18 protein-coding genes and 1 tRNA gene are annotated in these 17,475 nt (G+C 57.9%); 2 read left to right on the top strand and 17 right to left on the bottom strand.

Going from position 1 to position 17,475, the window contains the following annotated elements:
• Positions 1-15: 15 nt before the first annotated feature.
• From recD2 to ACYQ11_RS01215, 17 genes are all read right to left on the bottom strand, one after another.
• On the bottom strand, positions 16-2,244 hold the full coding sequence (gene recD2, locus ACYQ11_RS01295; RefSeq protein ID WP_459921919.1) for an SF1B family DNA helicase RecD2: 2,229 nt from the start codon (positions 2,242-2,244) through the stop codon (positions 16-18).
• Complete coding sequence (locus tag ACYQ11_RS01290) at positions 2,214-2,678, bottom strand: ERCC4 domain-containing protein (protein WP_459921918.1); 465 nt, start codon at positions 2,676-2,678, stop codon at positions 2,214-2,216. The genes recD2 and ACYQ11_RS01290 overlap by 31 nt, the downstream gene beginning before the upstream one ends.
• A 1-nt stretch (position 2,679) precedes the next feature.
• Positions 2,680-3,174 (bottom strand): DUF669 domain-containing protein, encoded by a 495-nt coding sequence (locus tag ACYQ11_RS01285; RefSeq protein ID WP_459921917.1) that lies wholly within the window; start codon positions 3,172-3,174, stop codon positions 2,680-2,682.
• A gap of 24 nt (positions 3,175-3,198) precedes the next feature.
• Positions 3,199-3,978 (bottom strand): ATP-binding protein, encoded by a 780-nt coding sequence (locus ACYQ11_RS01280; protein WP_459921916.1) that lies wholly within the window; start codon positions 3,976-3,978, stop codon positions 3,199-3,201.
• A 26-nt stretch (positions 3,979-4,004) separates the two neighbouring features.
• A complete protein-coding gene (locus tag ACYQ11_RS01275; protein WP_459921915.1) occupies positions 4,005-5,024 on the bottom strand; it encodes a PD-(D/E)XK nuclease family protein in 1,020 nt (339 codons plus the stop codon).
• Positions 5,021-5,335 carry a hypothetical protein gene (locus tag ACYQ11_RS01270; RefSeq protein WP_459921914.1) on the bottom strand — a complete coding sequence of 105 codons (315 nt, stop codon included), beginning with the start codon at positions 5,333-5,335 and terminating at the stop codon, positions 5,021-5,023. The genes ACYQ11_RS01275 and ACYQ11_RS01270 overlap by 4 nt, the downstream gene beginning before the upstream one ends.
• A 137-nt stretch (positions 5,336-5,472) precedes the next feature.
• Positions 5,473-6,069: a sigma-70 family RNA polymerase sigma factor gene (locus tag ACYQ11_RS01265; protein WP_459921913.1), complete on the bottom strand. Its 597-nt coding sequence runs from the start codon at positions 6,067-6,069 to the stop codon at positions 5,473-5,475.
• Between the two features lie 182 nt (positions 6,070-6,251).
• Positions 6,252-6,584, bottom strand: a complete 333-nt coding sequence (locus ACYQ11_RS01260) for a hypothetical protein (RefSeq protein WP_459921912.1) — start codon at positions 6,582-6,584, stop codon at positions 6,252-6,254.
• Between the two features lie 212 nt (positions 6,585-6,796).
• Positions 6,797-8,866 (bottom strand): adenine nucleotide alpha hydrolase family protein, encoded by a 2,070-nt coding sequence (locus tag ACYQ11_RS01255; protein ID WP_273696207.1) that lies wholly within the window; start codon positions 8,864-8,866, stop codon positions 6,797-6,799.
• A complete protein-coding gene (locus ACYQ11_RS01250; RefSeq protein WP_273696206.1) occupies positions 8,859-9,641 on the bottom strand; it encodes a hypothetical protein in 783 nt (260 codons plus the stop codon). Before ACYQ11_RS01250 ends, ACYQ11_RS01255 begins: the two co-directional genes overlap by 8 nt.
• Before the next feature lie 35 nt (positions 9,642-9,676).
• Complete coding sequence (locus ACYQ11_RS01245) at positions 9,677-9,928, bottom strand: LexA family protein (protein ID WP_273696205.1); 252 nt, start codon at positions 9,926-9,928, stop codon at positions 9,677-9,679.
• Positions 9,925-10,401 carry a hypothetical protein gene (locus tag ACYQ11_RS01240; protein WP_273696204.1) on the bottom strand — a complete coding sequence of 159 codons (477 nt, stop codon included), beginning with the start codon at positions 10,399-10,401 and terminating at the stop codon, positions 9,925-9,927. Before ACYQ11_RS01240 ends, ACYQ11_RS01245 begins: the two co-directional genes overlap by 4 nt.
• Positions 10,402-10,606: 205 nt before the next feature.
• Positions 10,607-11,041: a hypothetical protein gene (locus tag ACYQ11_RS01235; protein ID WP_459921911.1), complete on the bottom strand. Its 435-nt coding sequence runs from the start codon at positions 11,039-11,041 to the stop codon at positions 10,607-10,609.
• Positions 11,038-12,651: a recombinase family protein gene (locus ACYQ11_RS01230; RefSeq protein WP_459921910.1), complete on the bottom strand. Its 1,614-nt coding sequence runs from the start codon at positions 12,649-12,651 to the stop codon at positions 11,038-11,040. Before ACYQ11_RS01230 ends, ACYQ11_RS01235 begins: the two co-directional genes overlap by 4 nt.
• On the bottom strand, positions 12,648-13,187 hold the full coding sequence (locus ACYQ11_RS01225; protein ID WP_459921909.1) for a DUF2924 domain-containing protein: 540 nt from the start codon (positions 13,185-13,187) through the stop codon (positions 12,648-12,650). The genes ACYQ11_RS01230 and ACYQ11_RS01225 overlap by 4 nt, the downstream gene beginning before the upstream one ends.
• A 63-nt stretch (positions 13,188-13,250) precedes the next feature.
• Complete coding sequence (locus ACYQ11_RS01220; RefSeq protein WP_459921908.1) at positions 13,251-13,472, bottom strand: hypothetical protein; 222 nt, start codon at positions 13,470-13,472, stop codon at positions 13,251-13,253.
• 497 nt (positions 13,473-13,969) lie between these two features.
• Positions 13,970-14,045, bottom strand: a tRNA-Asn gene (locus ACYQ11_RS01215).
• Positions 14,046-14,506: 461 nt separating this feature from the next.
• On the opposite strand from ACYQ11_RS01215, the gene ACYQ11_RS01210 reads away from it, so the two are divergent.
• Entirely contained in the window at positions 14,507-15,034 is a 528-nt protein-coding gene (locus tag ACYQ11_RS01210; protein WP_459921907.1) for a hypothetical protein, read from the top strand.
• 226 nt (positions 15,035-15,260) lie between these two features.
• Positions 15,261-17,435 carry an acetyl-CoA hydrolase/transferase C-terminal domain-containing protein gene (locus ACYQ11_RS01205; RefSeq protein WP_459921906.1) on the top strand — a complete coding sequence of 725 codons (2,175 nt, stop codon included), beginning with the start codon at positions 15,261-15,263 and terminating at the stop codon, positions 17,433-17,435.
• Positions 17,436-17,475: the final 40 nt, after the last annotated feature.

Below are 17,475 nucleotides of genomic sequence, written 5' to 3'. Positions count from 1 at the left end.
AAGAATGTCCATTCGCTACCGACCGGTCGTCGCGGGAACACGGGATTCCTCAAGGCGACCTGCATCCAGCAGGAGGGAGAGGAACGTTCGGCGGTCGTCCTGTTTCCGCTTTCTGGCGCAGTTCGAGATGCCCCAGCGGTCCCCGACGAGGACCGTCGTCTGTCTGGCCCGCGTGACGCCGGTGTAAAGAAGATTCCTGTGATGCATGAAGGAGTGGGCCTTGTGGACCACCACCACGGCGCATGGAAACTCGGAGCCCTGGGCCTTGTGGATCGTCAGGGCATAGGCGAGTTGGATGTCCTGCAGGTTGGGTGAACCGGCCTCTATCTCCACCGGGATGCCGTCGAAGTCCACGCTCAGGGAACCGTCTCGGCCGACGTGGAGCACCACGCCCATCGCGCCGTTCATGACGCCGATCTCGTAGTTGTTCCGGGTCTGGATGACCTTGTCGTGCACGAGAAACTTGGGCCGGCGACCTGGCGTCGTCGGGGGCGCTTCGACATTCCAGAGTCTGCGCTGCACCAGACGTTGAAGCTCGCAGTTGAGATCGCGTGTTCCCAGCGGTCCCTTGTGGGTCGGGGTCAGGAGCTGGACATCGGTCAACAGGTCGAACCCGAGGCGTTCCACGAGCACATTTTCGAAGAGGTCCAGTACGAACCGCTGCGCATCCCATTGATCGGTGAACTGATCCACCACGTACCAAGCCCGTCGGCCGGAGGGTTCGGCGTCGCTCGTCTTGCGGACCTCGCCGTTCAAGACGGCGATGCTGTTCTCCTTCAGGATGCCGGCCTGCCGTACCACCTGGTCGAGGAGCACCGTGGGAACCATCCGCGACTGAACCAGATCCCGCAACAGATTGCCCGGTCCGACGGGAGGCAGTTGGTTGTGGTCTCCAACCAGCACAACGGCGGTCCGCTCGAGATCGATGCTCTGAAAGAGGTGCCAGGCCAGGGGCACATCCACCATCGAGACCTCGTCGACGATGATTACGTCGGCGTCGATGGGATCGTCCGGTCCCCGGGCGTAGTCTTTGCCGTTGAAACCCAGCAGCCGGTGGATCGTACCCGCTTGATGGCCGACGACCTGTTCGAGGCGCTTGGCGGCCTTGCCCGTGGGCGCGGCCAGGATGACGCGCAGTCCCTGTTCCTCGTAAACGCCGGTGATGGCGGATACGGTGAAGGTCTTGCCGCTGCCCGCTCCGCCGGAGATGAGCGAAATCGAATGACGAATCGCTGTGACGGCGGCCTGCCGCTGACCCGCGTTGAGCTGCGGCGCGGTTTCCACAACCATGTCGGAAAGCCGGTCTCGGTCGGGGAAGTGCGGGTTGGGCGCTCCGCCGTTCCGGAAGACCTTTGCCAGGTACTCCTCCATTGCACGGATTTCAGGTTTGGCTACGATGAACCTCCCGCCGTGGGAGACGCAGACCAGGGCTTTCTCGTCGATGAGCCGGTCAAGCGCCTGCTCGATACGGTCGCGGCTGTCGAGGACATCCATGACCAGCAGCATGTTGGCTTGGTCGATCAACTCCTCGAACTCGATCCAGCAGTCGCCTTGATCCAGCGATTCGTTCACGCAGTGGAGAACACCGGCCCGGATGCGCGCGGGGTCGTCTTTAGCGGTGCCCATCTTCCTGGCGATTTTGTCAACGCGTTTGAACCCGAAGCCGCGGACCTCGCGCACGATGATGTAGGGGTCTGCCTTGAGCAGGCCCAACGCGTCGTTGCCGAATTTCTTGACCAGGCTCGTCACCTGGTGATGGGTGAGATCGAAAGCCGCCAGCCAGGTGATCGCCCTGTTGGTGTCCCGCGTCTTGAGCCACTCCACGCGGAGCTTCTGTACGGCATCCGGCGACAGCCTTGCAGCCTCGGCGATTTGTCCGGGATCGTCGGTGATGATCCGGTCGAAATCATGACCGAAGCGTTCGGCGATCAGACGGGCCTTGACCGGGCCGATGCCTTTCATCTCCGGGTGGTTGGCCAGGTAGTTTGCGAGACCGTCGGCGTCCAGGTCGAGGTCGTATTCCATGCCATCGACCTCGAATTGGCGGCCGTACTTCGGGTGTGTCACCCAGCGGCCGTTCAGCACGACCGGTTCGTTTTCACGGGCGAAGAGCCTTCCGGCGAACTGCACCTCGTCGCCGTCGGCCGTCGTGAGACGGCCTGCGGAAAACCGCGGCCCGGCGTAAAAGACCGTCTCGACGCGGCCGCGGACGGTTACGGATTGGTTGTTTGATCTTGTTCGCATCGTCTCGATACCTTCCGGTGATACCTGTGTAGAAATTCCTCCACGAACCGGCAGGCAGCCTGCCGGTCGGAGCAGAAAAACACCGGGATGCCGAAGTCGACGACGATGGAAAGCAGAGCTCCCAGGACGGCGTTGGGATGCGCTCCGGAGCGGTAGCGGCCTCCGAGGATGTCCCGGAGATCCGCTTCCACCACGACGCACGCGGCGTCGTATTCGGAGAGGCGGCGCAGTTCCTTTGTGAACCGCTTTCGGGATCGGATGACGGTGGAGACGAAATCCTCAAGAGTCTTTCGCTCCACCGCCACGGCATCCTCATGCCCCTCGACGGAGTAATCCCCGGCGGGGAGGGCGCGGCGGACGACCTCCGTGCAGCCGGAGTCGAAGGTGTAGGGTTCCTGCTCCCGCGTGTCGACGACGACGGTGACCCGGTCCACGTCAGAACGGGGCCAGGGCGCTCTGCGCCGCCGCGTCGTATTCGTCTCCGCCGTCTTCGAGCACGATGCGCCGGTTGATGTAGACGTTCTCGTTCTCGCCGCGCGTGCGCTTGGTGACATCGAGCTTGATGTTGATGAGTTTCTCCAGGTTGGCCGGAAGCTCGGAGAGCTTGTCCAGATTCAACCCGCAGGTGTGCAGGTCCGTCTTGAGCCACTTGATGTTCTCGCGGGTGGCCATGACGTTGTTGCGCCACAGGAGCCTTCCCCGGAACTTCGGGGCGAGGATGCGCAGCGTCCACTTGAGCATGGGGTTGCCCGAGGTCTGGGCCCGGGTCAGCTCCGCCCTTTCCACGTTCACCTGGTACTTGCCGTCCGGGATGGTCTCGAACTCACGCTCCTCGACTTCGGCATGCGCGAAGTCGTCGTCGAACTGTGCGAGGTCGATGTCCTCGGTGCCGCGGGGCTGGTCGAAATGTCCGTAGTCTTCGTTCTGCATGGTCTGTTCCTCCATCTATGGGGTTTATTTACCGGCGGGCGCGGGCTTCTTGTCCTGCCCGTCCCCCGGTGCCGGCACCGACCGCGGGGCACTCGCCCTCGGCGCGGCCGCCGGCCTGTTGAACGCTTCAATGAAAGCCTGGAAATTGAGGTCGATGGTTTCGGGAAGCCGTCCCGTGCGGTCGCCCGCCTCGTAGTGCGGGCTGGGCTTGGTGCGCATGACGCGGCGGTAGACCGGTTTGCCGCTTTCGTCGCTCGTCACTTCCAGGTCGCAGAAGAGGATCAGGTCGACCATGCCCAGCACGATCTTGCGGGCTTTGTCGGGGAGCGTCGGGATGATGCGGATGTACTTGCCGGTCCGCGTCTCGATTTCCTTCTCCTGGGAGTGGGATACCAGGAAGAGTCCGTAGGGCAGGAAGGCCAGTTTGGTCAGGACGCGCTGGAACTCGTTGTTGATCAGCGCCCAGCCTTTGCCGTAGCCGAGGTCGGACTCGTGCTCGATCTTGAATTTCTTGCAGATGTAATCGCTGCACATCCGATAGGCGTTGTCGACCGTGTCGAGAATGATGGTCTTGTAGGGATGCTTGCCCTCGGCGATCTCGCCGCAGGCGGCGAGCAACTCCTCCCAGCTCCTTATGGGGAGCTGAAAGACATCCAGTGAATTCAGCCCGGGTTCGGTGGCGAGAAAGAGCGCGCCTTCGGACCGGGAACACCAGGTTGATTTGCCGATCTTGCTCGGGCCGTATACCAGCACCGTGAGATCGGCGTGATCTTGCTTGGGGGGACTTTTCTTCGTAGGCAACATGTCGTTTCTCCTTTTCTATGGGGTCCTCAAAAAGCCGATGCCTCTTCGAACGAGGTCTCGTCCCGCAGCTCTTCGTGCGGGGGGACTTTGCTGTAAAAGTTCTCGATGACGTTGGTGCTGCCGTCGGCGCGGCAGAGCGGGAAATAGGCGCAGGACCGGCGGTAGTGGAAACAGAAGGCTGTGTTTTGGTAGAAGACGCCGCGACGGCGAGCGTCAAGAAAGGCCTGTGTCAGTTCCCAGAGTTCGGACTGCAGGGTCTCGAACCGGTCTCGGGAGAGGTAAAGCATCTCCCGATGGAACATGCCCGGCTCAGTATATTTGGCGGCCAGCCGTGCCTGGAACTCGTCGTCGCTCTCCGGCAGTCTGCGTTTGGCGCTGCTCTTGCCGGTCTTGGACTTTGCGATCAGATCGGCCCGCCGCGCCTCGAACTCGGCCTCGGTTTCACCGCGTCCCTGTTGCAGCCGGGCCTTGACCAGGATGTTGTAGAGAACGCCGGCGATGCGGATGCCGAGCGTCTGTTCCACGTAGCGGGAGTAGAGGACGATCTGGAAGTCGGTCCAAAGCCGCTCCAGGTAGTCCGCATCCACCTGCGAGGCGGTCTTGTGCTCTAGGAGGAAATGCTCGTCGCCGATCCGGACTACGCCATCCACCTTTCCGGCCAGCACGAAGCTTCTGGATGAAGCGCCGGTGGCCGGGTTTACGATGCTCCCCTCGAAGGTCTTTTCGAGGGTGACGACATCGAACTCCTCGCTTGCATAGCAGGCTGCGTAGCCTTTCATTATTGCTGCGGCCAGGTGCCAGTCCCGCTTCTGATCCTCCTCTTGTGCGCGGTTGACGTAGGTTCGGTCGATGAAATCGAGGACGGGCCCCAGGTCCCTGCCACCGTGCCAGATCTCCAGGCACTTATGGATCACCGTGCCGAAGGCCAGGTTGTGGTCCCGTTGCAGGGGAACCAGTTCCTGGATGTAGCGCCACTCGCAGGCCTTGCGGCAGTTGCGGAACAGGCTCCACATCGAATAGGTGGTGGTCGTTCTCGCTTCCATCATGCGGCCCCCGTGGCTTTGAGCTCGGGGCCGACCACGGGGCCGTCACCCACGCGTTCGACTTTGAAGGCTTCTTCGCCGAACTCTCGGGTGAGGAAGCCGGTGAAGATGCGGGCGATGGCGCGGCCGACCTCGGTCGCCGCATCCACGACGCAGGAGCGCTTGTGCGAATCCAGGCAGAAGGATGCGTCCAGCCGAACCAGCGACCGGCCGTGAAGGCTCTCGGCGGCGAGCACCGCCAGAAGCAGGGACTCCTCGACGTCCCGGATCGGGACCTTGGAGTCGAAGTTGTATCTGTAAAGTTCTCGGTTCATGATCTTGCCTCCATTCCGTTCATTAAGGTCTGTTGGAGGGCGCGCCCGGGCCGGATGCTTTCGGCGACCTCTCGGACGCCTTCCGTGCATCCGACCCGCTCATTACCTACCGGAGGCGGACTCGGACCGTCGGACGATCAGAGGTAGTCCCTCAGCCCGGCGTCCTCGAAGATCGCGCGCAGCTTCTTGATGGATTCGTAGATCGTCCCACGGGGTATTCCGGTATCGCGGGAGATCTCCGTTACCGTGTCGGTGTCGAGACGCCGGCACAGTTCGCGCAGCTCCGGCGGCAGCTTCTCGATTGCCTGGCGGACATCGATGGAGAGATCGCGAAGCTCGGAGGCAGGACGTGAAATCCTGCCCGTGCGACGCAGGTAGTCTTCCTGGTCGATGGTCTCCATGCGCTCGATACAGAAGGTGTCTTCGTACTCGCCGGACTCGAATTGATCGTTCAGGGAACAACGGCAGAGCCGGTAGTCCCGCAGGCCGGCCTTCCGCGCCTCGATGATGGTGGCGATCTTGTGGTCCACCACGCGGGCGATGAAGGTGTTGCGCTGGGCGCGTTCCGGGTCGTACTTGGACAGACGTTGGAGCAGGTCGAGCATCATTTCCTGCTCCAAGTCCTCACGGTCGGACTCGGTGAAACCCACCCGTCCGACCAGTTGTCTCGCCTTGAACTTGATGATCCGAACGGCATACTCGTCGATTCCTTTGTAGCGTTTGTCGAAACCCATTTGAGCCTCCTCGGGGCCGAGGAGGAGCTCGTGTGGGTGTCGACCTATGCCGGGACGACCGCTCTAAATGAAGCGAGCGGAGGTGTTGCGAGTACGCCGGTATCGGCGACACCCACAACGACCTCCGCTCTGCGGCCAGTCTGTTGTCTGGTGATGGACCGTGCTCTATGGCCGGGTCTGAATCAGACCTGGACCGCGTCCGCCACGGTCATGCGGACGGGCAATCCGTTGTCGATTATGAGTTCCTGGATCGAGAGCGAACGCTCCCGGTCGAAGACCTCGAACAGCTCCGCCACCTTCTTTTTCAGGGCAAAGCCGTCGTTTCCGCGGGATTCGTTCGGCCCGTTGTCCTTGCCGAACAGAAACAGCCGCAGCACGGTGGGCGGGGGATCGAAGACTGGCTCGCCTTTTTGGACGCGCAGTCCCTCGACCCGCCCGTAGTTGATCTCCTGCATCAGCTCGACCAGGCGTTTCCTGGCAGGAGTCAGGGCCGCCTTTGTCATGACATTTGGCATGTCACACCTCCGGTCTGGCCCTCTGGGCAAAGAAAAACCCCCGAGAGGCTGGCCCGGCGAAAGGCTCTCTCGGGGGTTGCTTCAGCGCCCTGAGGGCGTTGTTGCCTGAATTGATTGGTCGCCGGACCAAGCCTTCAAAGGGAAGGCGCTACATCCGGCGTAGCAGATGCTACTTTTCGCGTAGCATCAGAAAGTAGAGTTGTTTCAGTGGATTAGATATCCCATGGGATATCATCATGGGGATCGTAACAGGGAGACCAACCACAACGTAGACGGGGGGATTTGAGATGTTCGGCTAAGCGCCTGTCATATTTCGCGATTTCTTTTGTTACACGTCGGATATTTGCCTGGAAAGCCTTTCGAACTCGGTCGCGGTCATCCGAGGCATTGCGAATTCTTTTTCCAAGGCCTTTATCCTTTTTGATCTGCTCAGCCAGAAAGACCATCTCTTGCCTAATATCGGACTCAGGGAATGGGGGGGCCATCCCTTGGTCGGTATAGTTCTGGGCTTCGGCCAGTTTCTCTTTCAATTCCTCATATCGAACGCGATATGCCGCAAAAGCATCTTGATCAGCAGCCTCACCCGCGCTGCCAAGCTGAAATTGCTGTGGAGCTTTGGCGACACGGAGGACCAAGTCAGTAACGCTGAACACTGTCTTGGGATTGGATAATAAAATATGCAGATAGGCAGCACCCTTGCACGGTAATAAGATGAAATCCTCACCACCGGCATACCTCGCGATCCACGCCTGTCCTTTTTTGCGGAAAACAAAATCCTTAAGTTCATCTTGTGGAATTGGCGTTGAAGTTGGAACTCCAATGACTCCAGAAGTAGAAATCGCCGAGTCGCATACCAGACGCAAAAGGCAAGAATCCGGAAGCTCGCGTTTTCTTATGGCACTGGCATAATTGGCAATCGACTGATCGATAACATCCGATACCGCTTTTGCATGTCTCTTGTGAAGCTCGAACAGTCGGAGCGCCGCACTGTCGGCAGATCCATCGATGTGTCTTAGGACCCGGGCGGCTTCTCCATAGCGACTGAAAAAGTCGATAGGTGACATCTTGCATACGTCTGACGCAGTCTCGACATATGCAGCCAGCATAATTCTTGATTCGCTATGTTTCCGATTGTCGTCAAAAGGATCACCAGCTGGTCGCTCTCCAACGAGTAGGTCCACGCCATAAGCCTCTGCTGGATCGTGCCCCTCCAGGCCGGCCGACAGCACGGCAAACCTGCGGTCGATACATTGAGAACAGGTCCCGCAATGTGTCAGCAGCCTCGTCATTTCCCATGTATGTGTACAGCTAGTGGCGAACTTGATCATCTCAGCGCAACCTGATTGGCCTATCCCTTTTAGAATTTCAGTCTTGGTCTTCCACAAGAATGGATTCTCAACCACAAACGGTTTTCCGGCCAATATCGAAATAATTTTCGCAAAACCGCTGATTACTTGTGGATGTGTTGTCCTTGTTGCTCGTGCACCAACCACCTGTGAAGATGGGGGAAGGTTAAAGCTCACGACGCCATTTTCGTAGAATCGAATCCTGGAAAGATTGAACATCTGCGCGACAGTCGATCCAAGCGCCGCATACAGAAAAGATCGGCTTCGTTGGGTATACTCGCGACCCAATGATTTCGCCTTGTTGATGCTCACCGGAATATGCAAGGGTGGGGTATCTGAGTGTTTTTCGAGAAGCTCTTGAAGCTTTCTATGCCTACGCGCCAGTTTGTGAGTCGGCTTGTGCATTACAAGAGCAATTTTGCGCTTATTTACAACAGCTTCATGGATCGCGCCGCCCAAAGAATCAAGCCCACCGGAAAACAGCACGACCTCTTCCGGTAGAGCAAAGTCAAATTCAAGATGCTGTTGGGTAGGTGGTTGCTTCGTCAATTTCACAAAATCGAAATAGTATTCATCTTCAGAAAGAAAGCTGAGAGTCGCAATCAGTTGTTCTTTAAGTGGCGAGGAATTCCACAAATCCGGATTTCGAACTGGAATTCTGAAAAACAGTCTCCTCCTCCAGTCGGCCCCGAAGTTCTGAACACCATCCCCCCCCCTTGTTACGGCTTGATCTGCACAGTAGACGTAAGTGGCAATTTCAATCAGATCATGGAATTGGGATGGAAGGTCTCGCAGCAAGTGTTCACGAATGTCAGAAATACTAAGCGAGACGTTTTCCTTAACTCCCCACAAATGCAAACAGAGTGGATTGTCACCCCCGAACGGGAGATTTCCGTAAGAGACATCGCCGCAGAGTATAGAGCGCTCGTTAGCCATCGGTCCGCGCTCCTTCCTTGAGTTCAGCCACAATTTTTTTCATGGCCACGTGCGCGAACCCTGCGGCGTCTTGCCTCGATATCCCCTTCTTCTCCCAGTTGGTCTTTGAAAACCATCCCCCGGAAAATTCTTCGACTATTCTAGCTGCTTCGCGACTGTGCGTTCCCAGTGCTTTTGTGAACTCGCCTTGTTGAGCAAGCGTTCGAAAGCGACGGCCTTCGCCAATGTGATGGGCAACAGCTCTGGAAACGAAATAGTCAAGACACTTGTTTGTTAGTCTTGAAAAGAAATCTCTGGCGAAAATACTAAATTGTTTGTTGGTCGCAAGTTTGGAAAAGGCATTTGTGACATCATCGGGTGTTGTTCCGAATAGGCTCTGTGTCCGGGTTCCAATGATTTGCGTCATCGTTTCGGAAGCCGCCATCTGGGCCATTTCCCCCAGGTCCGTTCGGCCACCGTTGTTTGCCAACTTTCTGTCTATGGCGTCTGAGAATGCGCCGATTACCTCCATAAGGCTTGGGGAATCAGACACATCTATTCCATTGCTCTGGAGGGCCTCAGCGAAATTATCACTCTTGGCAGCCAGAGGCAGTTGAGTCAGAAGCCAGACTGTTTCTACGAGACCCTTGTCTTCCGCCGCCAGTCTAAATCCATCCTCGGCAGCTGTAATCGTCGCATTCGCAATTTGCGCCGTTCCGGCTCCGCCCTCGATAAGGGCAACAACTTGCTGCCATTTGCGTGTTCGGGGAAGATTGCCTAGTCTGATATGTCCCATGGGGCTTCCAACGTATTAGAAATATTAGTTCATGATTACTCTTGCGCTTTGTCGGTCATCGCAAGCCCGCGGGCCTTTCTGGCTTCGCGCTTAAGGTAGCCTTTGCGCACAAGTTGGTTCACCTGCCCATGAGCGCTGGCGTGCGATATCCCGAGGATATCAGCAAGCTCCTTCATGGTGGGGGGGAACCCCCGACGGCTCGTGAAGAGACGGATCTCCTTTAGTGTTCGGCGCTGTGGCTCGGTTATCTCCTGAACGGGGCGTCGGCCCCGGGGATTTTTGATCATGGCGACGCTTCTCCGTAATCCTTCAACAGATCAAAGTTGTTGCGGTACTTCTCGAATCGGGGACGCGGTACGACCTGACCGGTTTTGCTGCTGAGGTTGGTGAAAACGATACGGTATTTACCGGCATTCTGTCCGGTCTTGTTCCGGTTGGCTTCTTTGATCAGCTCAAGCGAGGGAAGGACCCAATAGCAGTTGGTTTGTTCGGAAAAAAAGATGAAAAAGAAGTTGGCGCGGGGATTACGGACTTCCAAGGCCGCAAATGTACCGGCGTTTTTCGGGTTACATTGTTTCGAGCGGGCCTTGATCTGGATGTCCAGATACACCGGTTCCCCGAAGATTTCATTGCGGACCACGCAGTCGATTTGCTGATCATCCACCAAGGTCAGATAGACGTCGAAACCTCGCCTGAGCAGTTCAGCGATGGCAACGAACTCCTGGCGTTTCCCAAATGATGCTGAATCCCGGTAGGCCATTTTGTCTCCAAATCAAGGACACAGGTCGCAGTGCCCTGTTTGGGTAAGGTACTGCCATATTTTACAGATTGATATTATACGACCTGATAGGTATCAGGTCAATTAGAAAATTAAAGTACGGGAAGGATTCAAATCATAGAAAGGAAAGGAACTGGGAGGGGCAAAGTTACTGAATAACGAGAATGTCGGCGTTCGTCCTGAAAGTCTATTCGAGCCGGTCTTTGCGCATTTGAGCCCATATTTTTCGCTGTCGGTTCCAGTGGGGGACGGCGGCGACCGGCCTCATGTCTTTTTCCAGAATCGGGTCTCGGCCCTTCGTTGTATTCGGAAGGAATAGGATCTCTTCCTGGATGTCCGGAGCGAGGTTGAGCAAATTCATGATCTGGGTGATCCGCGCACGGGTCACATAGCCCAGGCGGGCGAGGTCCGCATAGTCCTGTATATCCCCTCGCTTGACCAGTTTTTCAAAGCGGATCGCCAAAGCCAGGAGCTTCGCAACCCGCGGTATGTTCCCTTTGCCGGTTGATCCGCGTCGGCTATCCGAATGTGGGTTGACGTTCCCTCGTTTGTTGCGCGGCTGGAACGTGAAACTTACCTCCAGCCGCCCGTCGCTCCCAAAGTGGTGCATGGTCGGTTTCATATGCGGTTTTCCTTTCCAAGGGCTGCCTGTCCCAGGCAAACGGCCTTGATGCCGGGCGACCGAAACGTCACGGTCACTTTGCCATCACGGCCATCGTAGGCGACGCGCTCGACAAGGGCTTTGAAAATCCGTGCCTGTTCGCGCGGTGAAAGCGATTGCCAGATGGGGTCGAAGGCTGCGAGGGCTTTTTCCAAGTCTTCGTCCTCGAGTGTTTCTCTTTGAACGGCGATGGTTTCCTCGCGGATCACGGTCACTCTTTGTTCGAGAGAGCGAATTTGGTCTTGGAGGTCGGCCATCTGGTCCGTCACCAGCCTCTGGTCCGTGCCAGATGCCGGCAGGTCTCCCACAAGGGCCCGGAGCCTGGCATCCAACCGTTTCAGTTCTCGTTCGTTGGCGCGGCGCTCGGCTTCGAGCTCCGCCAGACGCTTTTCACTTTGAACCCGAACCTGGGAAGCGGTTTCCGAAAAGACATCCGGGCTCGCTCCCAAACCTCGGATATAGTCCACCACCGCGGCCTCGATCTCGTAGGCATTGAGTGATTTGGACGGACAGGATGCCCAACCCCGCTGCTGGGCGGTCAGGCAGACATAGTAGCGGTAATGCTTACCCTTTCTGGCGGTGTAAGAATGCACCATGGCGGTTCCACAAGGAGCGCAGTAAAGCAGCCCCCTCAGAAGCGCGCCGTATTTGTTTCGGATTTCCTTGCAGCCGGATCGGCCATTGTGCCGAAGGGTATCCTGGACCCGCTGCCAAAGGTCCGGGGCCACGATACCCTCATGCTCTCCGGGGTAGACGGTGCCCTTGTAGCTGATGTTCCCTGTATAAATGATGTTGGTGAGCAGTCGGAAGAGACTGCTTTTGGTAAAAAGATTCCCCCCGCGTTCCTCTCCTTTTTGGGTGGTCCATTTTTTTACACCCCACTTGCGGCGCTCGAGTTCTTGGACGACAGGCATCAAAGCCTTGTGCTCCATGTAAAGATCATAGATGGCTCGCACCCGCTGGGCTTCTTCCTCGTTAACGACCAGCCGCGCTCCCTTGCGATCCAGGTCATAGCCGAGGACCGGCATACCTCCGACCCACTTGCCCTTCTTCCGGGCCGCGGCCATTTTGTCCCTGGTGCGCTCCGAGATGATTTCCCGCTCGAACTGGGCGAAGGACAGAAGGATGTTTAGGGTGAGCCGTCCCATGGAACTGGTCGTGTTGAACTGCTGGGTGACGGAGACGAAGCTCACGGCATGCTTGTCGAAAAGCTCCATGATGCGGGCGAAGTCGAGAAGGGAGCGGCTCAGCCGGTCCACCTTGTAGACGACCACGCAATCGATGTCACCGGCCTCGATGTCGGCGAAGAGTCTCTTGAGGGCGGGCCGCTCCATGTTGCCGCCGGTAAATCCGCCGTCGTCATACCGATCGGCGATGCACAGCCATCCCTCGTGCCGCTGGCTCGCGATATATGCCTCCGCGGATTCCCGCTGGGCGTCGAGGCTGTTGAAGTCCTGGTCGAGACCTTCGTCGGTGGATTTCCGGGTATAGATGGCGCAGCGAACGGTCGCTCGCCGGTTATCCATAGATTGGTGGGTGGGTGTATTGCTTCTTTCGTATTGCCTGCTCATCCGTTCCTCCCGTCCGGCTCGTCGCCTTGATCTTGCGGTCCCTTGGGTTCCGCAAGCCCGAAAAAGAGGAACCCGTTCCACTTGCTTCCGGTGGCCTCCTGTGCGACAGCGGACAGGGACTTGAACCACCGGCCGTCATACTCGAAGCCCTTGTCCAGCACCTTGGCTACGATGTCCCGGCCCCTGAACTCCCTGACGAGCAATGTTCCCGGAAGCGGCAGTCTTAAATCGCGCTGCGGTTGCAGCCTGCCGCTCACCGACCGTTCCCTGACTTCCATCAATCCCGGCTTAATAGGGTCCCGCAGCATGCGGATTCTAAGGTCCGCGTCATTGGCGATCTCCTCGGCCCTCCGTCTGGCCCGTTCGGATAGGCTGCCTTCGGCCAGGGCCTGCAACCGCCAGGCGATACGCTTCCGAAGAAAATCCTTGTGGTGGGACCTCGTCTCCTCTCCGAAGACATCGATATACCTTTCCCGGAGCTCCCCGACGGTCATTCGGGAAAGGGCTTGCACCTGCTGATACGTCGTTTCATTCATGGCAACCTCCAAAGTGTTTATCAGTATCCGAAAAAGACTCGGCAATCCGGCCGTCTCGTGACGTTAACCGGTGCATGAATGAAGGCTTCTATTGGCGGAACAATCAAGTCGGTTCTCTGTAAACGCCTCGGATTCTTTGGTTTGCGTTACATGGCCGGCCATTTCGGGAGTGGATGTCGGCAACCGACGCCCCGCTCGGTAGCGGAGGTAGCCTTCCCCCAGGATCGAGGCGATCTCGGCAATCGTTTCCGCGAGATCGCGTTCTGCGGATTCTCTGAATTCCATCGTGCCCTCCTTGCGGCGACCGCTGAGCTATTGTGGATGCCGTCGGGGAGGGATGGGTCAGCCGCGAGGGTATCGACCGCGGAGTCCATTGGTCCGCCCCGAAGGGTTGACTCGCCGGCACCCACAACGGTCTCCATTCTTACGGCCGATTTCGCTGTCTGGTGTTTTTCTTCCGCCGGGCGTATTCACCCGGCTTCGCTCGATACCTACCGGAGGACCCATCGGGGTGTCGGGCCGAGTTGACCAGGCGGGCGTTAACAGCGTCCGAAAAAGGAACGGAGAATCGGAGAATCCGAGGGACACATCAGAGAGCGGCGGGCGCGAACGTCAACGTCCTTGATTAAAACTCGAAGGCTGTGAGGGAAACGGAGAATCGAAGAAAATGTTCGGGCGGGCGTAAGTCGGCGTGGACACGCCGGAAACGACAAAACCCCGAGGGGATGATCCCGCGGGGTTTTGTGCTAACAAATGACCGTCGAAATCGACGGATTGAATTTTGGCTCCCCAGCACGGACTTGAACCGCGGACCCATTGGTTAACAGCCAATTGCTCTGCCGACTGAGCTACTGGGGAATGAGCGTAATCACCGGAAATACCGGGCGTTTCGTACAAAATGACCGGCCCCCGGCGACAACGCAGACATATTTACAGGATTAAGCAGGTGGTGTCAACGTTTTTTTCTGCGCCCCCGTTTATCACCCCAGGCCCCGGGAAACCAGGGCAATCGCACCTATGATCTTTTTAACACATGGGCCTCTTCCTGCGGGACGGATCATGCCGTTCACGGTTACGGTCACGAGCAGGATGTCGGCAACACGTGAACGCAACCGTCAGATGGTTCAACCGGCGTGGGATGAGACGGTCGAGAAGGTCTCGGCCTGCCGTGCTCGTGCTCGTGAACGAATAGTACATGCGATCGCCCTGCCCGGGAAACAACGAGCTGTTGACATCGACCGGGCCGGACTGGTAAAGCATGCCCTGGGATCGAAACAGGCCCGAAACCGCTAACCTGAACCTGTCGCACGGAAAAACGGATGGCACGCTATACCGACAGAATCATTGAAATTCCCCAGTGGGGCTCCGATGCCGCCTGGGCTGAGGCCAATGGGTCCATCGAGCACCTGATCCGCATGCACGGGGAAAGGCTGGGCGATGCCCGGGAAACGGCGGCCCGGATCCGGTCCCGGCTTGTCGGACTCTTTCCCCTGCTCGATGAATTCTGCCGGGGCACCTGCGTGGACTGCTCGTCGCCCTGCTGCGTCACGGCCACCGTCTGGCTGGATTTCCGCGATCTCTTGTTCATCCATCTGAGCGGCCAAACGGTCCCGCCCCATCAGCTGATCGAAAAACAGCCCGATTCCTGCCGGTACAGCTCGGACACCGGCTGCACCCTGCCCCGCCTGTCCCGACCCTGGGTCTGCACCCATTACCTCTGTCCCCTTCAAAAAGCCCTGCTCCGAAAAAAAAGCCCCTCCGAGCGGGCCGCATTCGAAAACGCCATGGAGGCGATCCGGGACGACCGGGTCCTCCTTGAAAATCAGTTTCTTTCGGCAACCCGCTAACCGTTCGGCCCCGAAATATCAAACACCCGGAAAAAAATCGTTCCCCCATAAATGTCCACACCGGGCCGGATCGTTATTGACATTCCCATCCGTTTTTTTTAGGATCGATCCACAAGCGGAACATTGTCCAACACTCGCAAACAATGTTCTCAGCCCCTTTTCCGTTTGGCACACCGAGTCGTCACACACGTCACCACAACTGTATTATAATGATGGGAGTCTGATTATGAGCATCACTATGGGAGTCGTCACCAGCGATATCGAACAGGTCGTGGACCAGGTCATCGACCGCGTGGGCAAGGACATCATTTTCGGCATGCCCCTGGCCCTGGGCAAGCCGGCGCGTTTCGTAAACGCTCTGTACCGAAGGGCCAAACAGGATCCTTCCATTTCCCTGAAAATCCTGACGGCCCTGGCCCTTGAAAAACCCACGCCGAACAGCGAACTGGAACGACGCCTTCTGGGCCCCCTGGTGGACCGGGTTTTCGCCGGAACCCCCGATTTCGACTACATGATTGATTTCCGCACAGGCAAACTGCCCCCCAACGTGGAAATCTACGAATTCTTCTTCAAGGCCGGGGCCTTCATGGGCAACCCCGTGGCCCAGCAGAACCATCTGAACTCCAATTACACCCATGTGATCCGCGACGGCATGGATTTCGGCGTCAACGTGTTCGGGCAGATGCTGTCCAAACGGGAGATCGACGGCCAAACCGCCTATTCCATGGGCTGCAACACCGACATCTGCCTCGAGGCCGTCGAGCGCTTCATCGAAAAACAGAAAGAAGGCATCCCCACGGCCCTCATCGGCGAAGTGAACCCCAACCTCCCATTCATGTACGGTGACGCCATCGTGGGCGCAGAGCATTACAACTTCATCATCGAAAACGAGGACTGCAACTATCCGCTGTTCGGGCCGCCCAAGGACGCGGTGGCCCTCAAAGACCACATGATCGGCCTTCACGTCAGCACCCTGCTCAAGGACGGCGGCACCATCCAGGTGGGCATCGGCGCCCTGGGGGACGCCGTGGTGGCCGGCCTTGAAATGCGCCACAACGAAAACGATGTGTACAACAAAATCATCCGGGACGCCGGCCTCTTTGACCGCTACGGCACACTGATCTCCCGCTGGGGCGGCACCGGCACCTTCGAGGAGGGACTTTACGGATCATCGGAGATGTTCGTGGACGCCTTCATGCAGATGTACAAGAGCGGCATCCTCAAACGCAGGGTCTTCGACAACATCCCCATCATGAAACTGATCAACGCGGGCAAACTCCATGCGGACAGAATTCCGGAAAACGCCCTGGAGCTTTTGATCTCCGAAAAGGGCATCCACCGCAAACTCAAAGCCTCTGATTTCAATCTGCTCACCCGTTACGGCTTTTTCAAAGAAGGGCTCCGCTATGAAAACGGGATCATTTTCGACGGCGACAAACGTTACGATGCCGACCTTCGGGATGAAGCCAACATGACGGCCGTCAAAGACCTTCTGGGCGACAAAATGAAAAACGGCATGGTGATCTTAGGGGCCTTCTTCCTGGGGCCCAAGGCCTTCTACGACGCCTTGAACGCCATGAGCGAGGAAGAGCGCAGGCAGTTCGGCATGAGCGGGGTCGAAAAGGTCAACCAGCTATACGGCGGTGAGGATCTCCGCAGGCTTCAGCGCATCCACGGCCGGTTCATCAATACCGGCATGATGGTCAACATCCTCGGTGCCGTCACCTCCGACCAGCTCCAGGACGGCCGGGTGGTCAGCGGCATCGGCGGCCAGTACAACTTCGTCACCATGGCCCACGCCCTCGCTGACGGACGCCTGATCATGACGGTGCGCAGCACCCGGGGTTCCGGCAAGGGGCTCAAGTCCAACATCGTGTTCAACTACGGCCACACCTCCATTCCCAAACACCTGAGGGACATCGTGGTCACCGAATACGGCATCGCCGACATCCGGGGCAAGGCCGATAAGGACATCATCGCCGAAATGATCAAGGTGGCGGACTCCAGGTTCCAGGACGACCTGATCGCCAAGGCGAAAAAGGCCGGCAAGCTGCCTTCGGATTTCGTCCTCCCAGAACAGTACCGCCACAACACCCCGGACAAATATGAACGGCTGCTCAAGCCCTATCAGGCCTCGGGTCATTTCAAGACCTTCCCCTTCGGTACGGACATCCTCGATGACGAGGTGGTGCTGGGCGGGTCCCTCAGGGCCTTCAAGGCCAAGGCCGCGGACAGCAAGCTGTTTGTGATCAAAGGCCTGATTTCAGAATTGCTCAAGCCCGTTCCTGATTCGGCCATAGCCTATCTCAAACGCATGGATCTGGACACCACGTCCTCGTTCAAGGAAACCCTGATGCAGAAAATCGTGCTTCTGGCCCTGAGAAACAACAACAAAATCTGATCCGCCCGTGTTCTCCGCCAAAACACCGGAGGCCCTCTCG

Source organism: Desulfatiferula olefinivorans, assembly GCF_054657895.1.
This window is presented reverse-complemented; position numbering and strand designations above follow the sequence as displayed.

Coding starts and splice junctions, on each gene's coding strand:
- ACYQ11_RS01270 (WP_459921914.1), bottom strand. CDS start 5,335: ATGAACCGAGAACTTTACAGATACAACTTCGACTCCAAGGTCCCGATC.
- ACYQ11_RS01225 (WP_459921909.1), bottom strand. CDS start 13,187: ATGAATGAAACGACGTATCAGCAGGTGCAAGCCCTTTCCCGAATGACC.
- ACYQ11_RS01275 (WP_459921915.1), bottom strand. CDS start 5,024: ATGATGGAAGCGAGAACGACCACCACCTATTCGATGTGGAGCCTGTTC.
- ACYQ11_RS01220 (WP_459921908.1), bottom strand. CDS start 13,472: ATGGAATTCAGAGAATCCGCAGAACGCGATCTCGCGGAAACGATTGCC.
- ACYQ11_RS01210 (WP_459921907.1), top strand. CDS start 14,507: ATGGCACGCTATACCGACAGAATCATTGAAATTCCCCAGTGGGGCTCC.
- ACYQ11_RS01230 (WP_459921910.1), bottom strand. CDS start 12,651: ATGAGCAGGCAATACGAAAGAAGCAATACACCCACCCACCAATCTATG.
- ACYQ11_RS01250 (WP_273696206.1), bottom strand. CDS start 9,641: ATGGGACATATCAGACTAGGCAATCTTCCCCGAACACGCAAATGGCAG.
- ACYQ11_RS01255 (WP_273696207.1), bottom strand. CDS start 8,866: ATGGCTAACGAGCGCTCTATACTCTGCGGCGATGTCTCTTACGGAAAT.
- ACYQ11_RS01265 (WP_459921913.1), bottom strand. CDS start 6,069: ATGGGTTTCGACAAACGCTACAAAGGAATCGACGAGTATGCCGTTCGG.
- ACYQ11_RS01205 (WP_459921906.1), top strand. CDS start 15,261: ATGAGCATCACTATGGGAGTCGTCACCAGCGATATCGAACAGGTCGTG.
- ACYQ11_RS01285 (WP_459921917.1), bottom strand. CDS start 3,174: ATGCAGAACGAAGACTACGGACATTTCGACCAGCCCCGCGGCACCGAG.
- recD2 (WP_459921919.1), bottom strand. CDS start 2,244: ATGCGAACAAGATCAAACAACCAATCCGTAACCGTCCGCGGCCGCGTC.
- ACYQ11_RS01260 (WP_459921912.1), bottom strand. CDS start 6,584: ATGCCAAATGTCATGACAAAGGCGGCCCTGACTCCTGCCAGGAAACGC.
- ACYQ11_RS01280 (WP_459921916.1), bottom strand. CDS start 3,978: ATGTTGCCTACGAAGAAAAGTCCCCCCAAGCAAGATCACGCCGATCTC.
- ACYQ11_RS01245 (WP_273696205.1), bottom strand. CDS start 9,928: ATGATCAAAAATCCCCGGGGCCGACGCCCCGTTCAGGAGATAACCGAG.
- ACYQ11_RS01235 (WP_459921911.1), bottom strand. CDS start 11,041: ATGAAACCGACCATGCACCACTTTGGGAGCGACGGGCGGCTGGAGGTA.
- ACYQ11_RS01240 (WP_273696204.1), bottom strand. CDS start 10,401: ATGGCCTACCGGGATTCAGCATCATTTGGGAAACGCCAGGAGTTCGTT.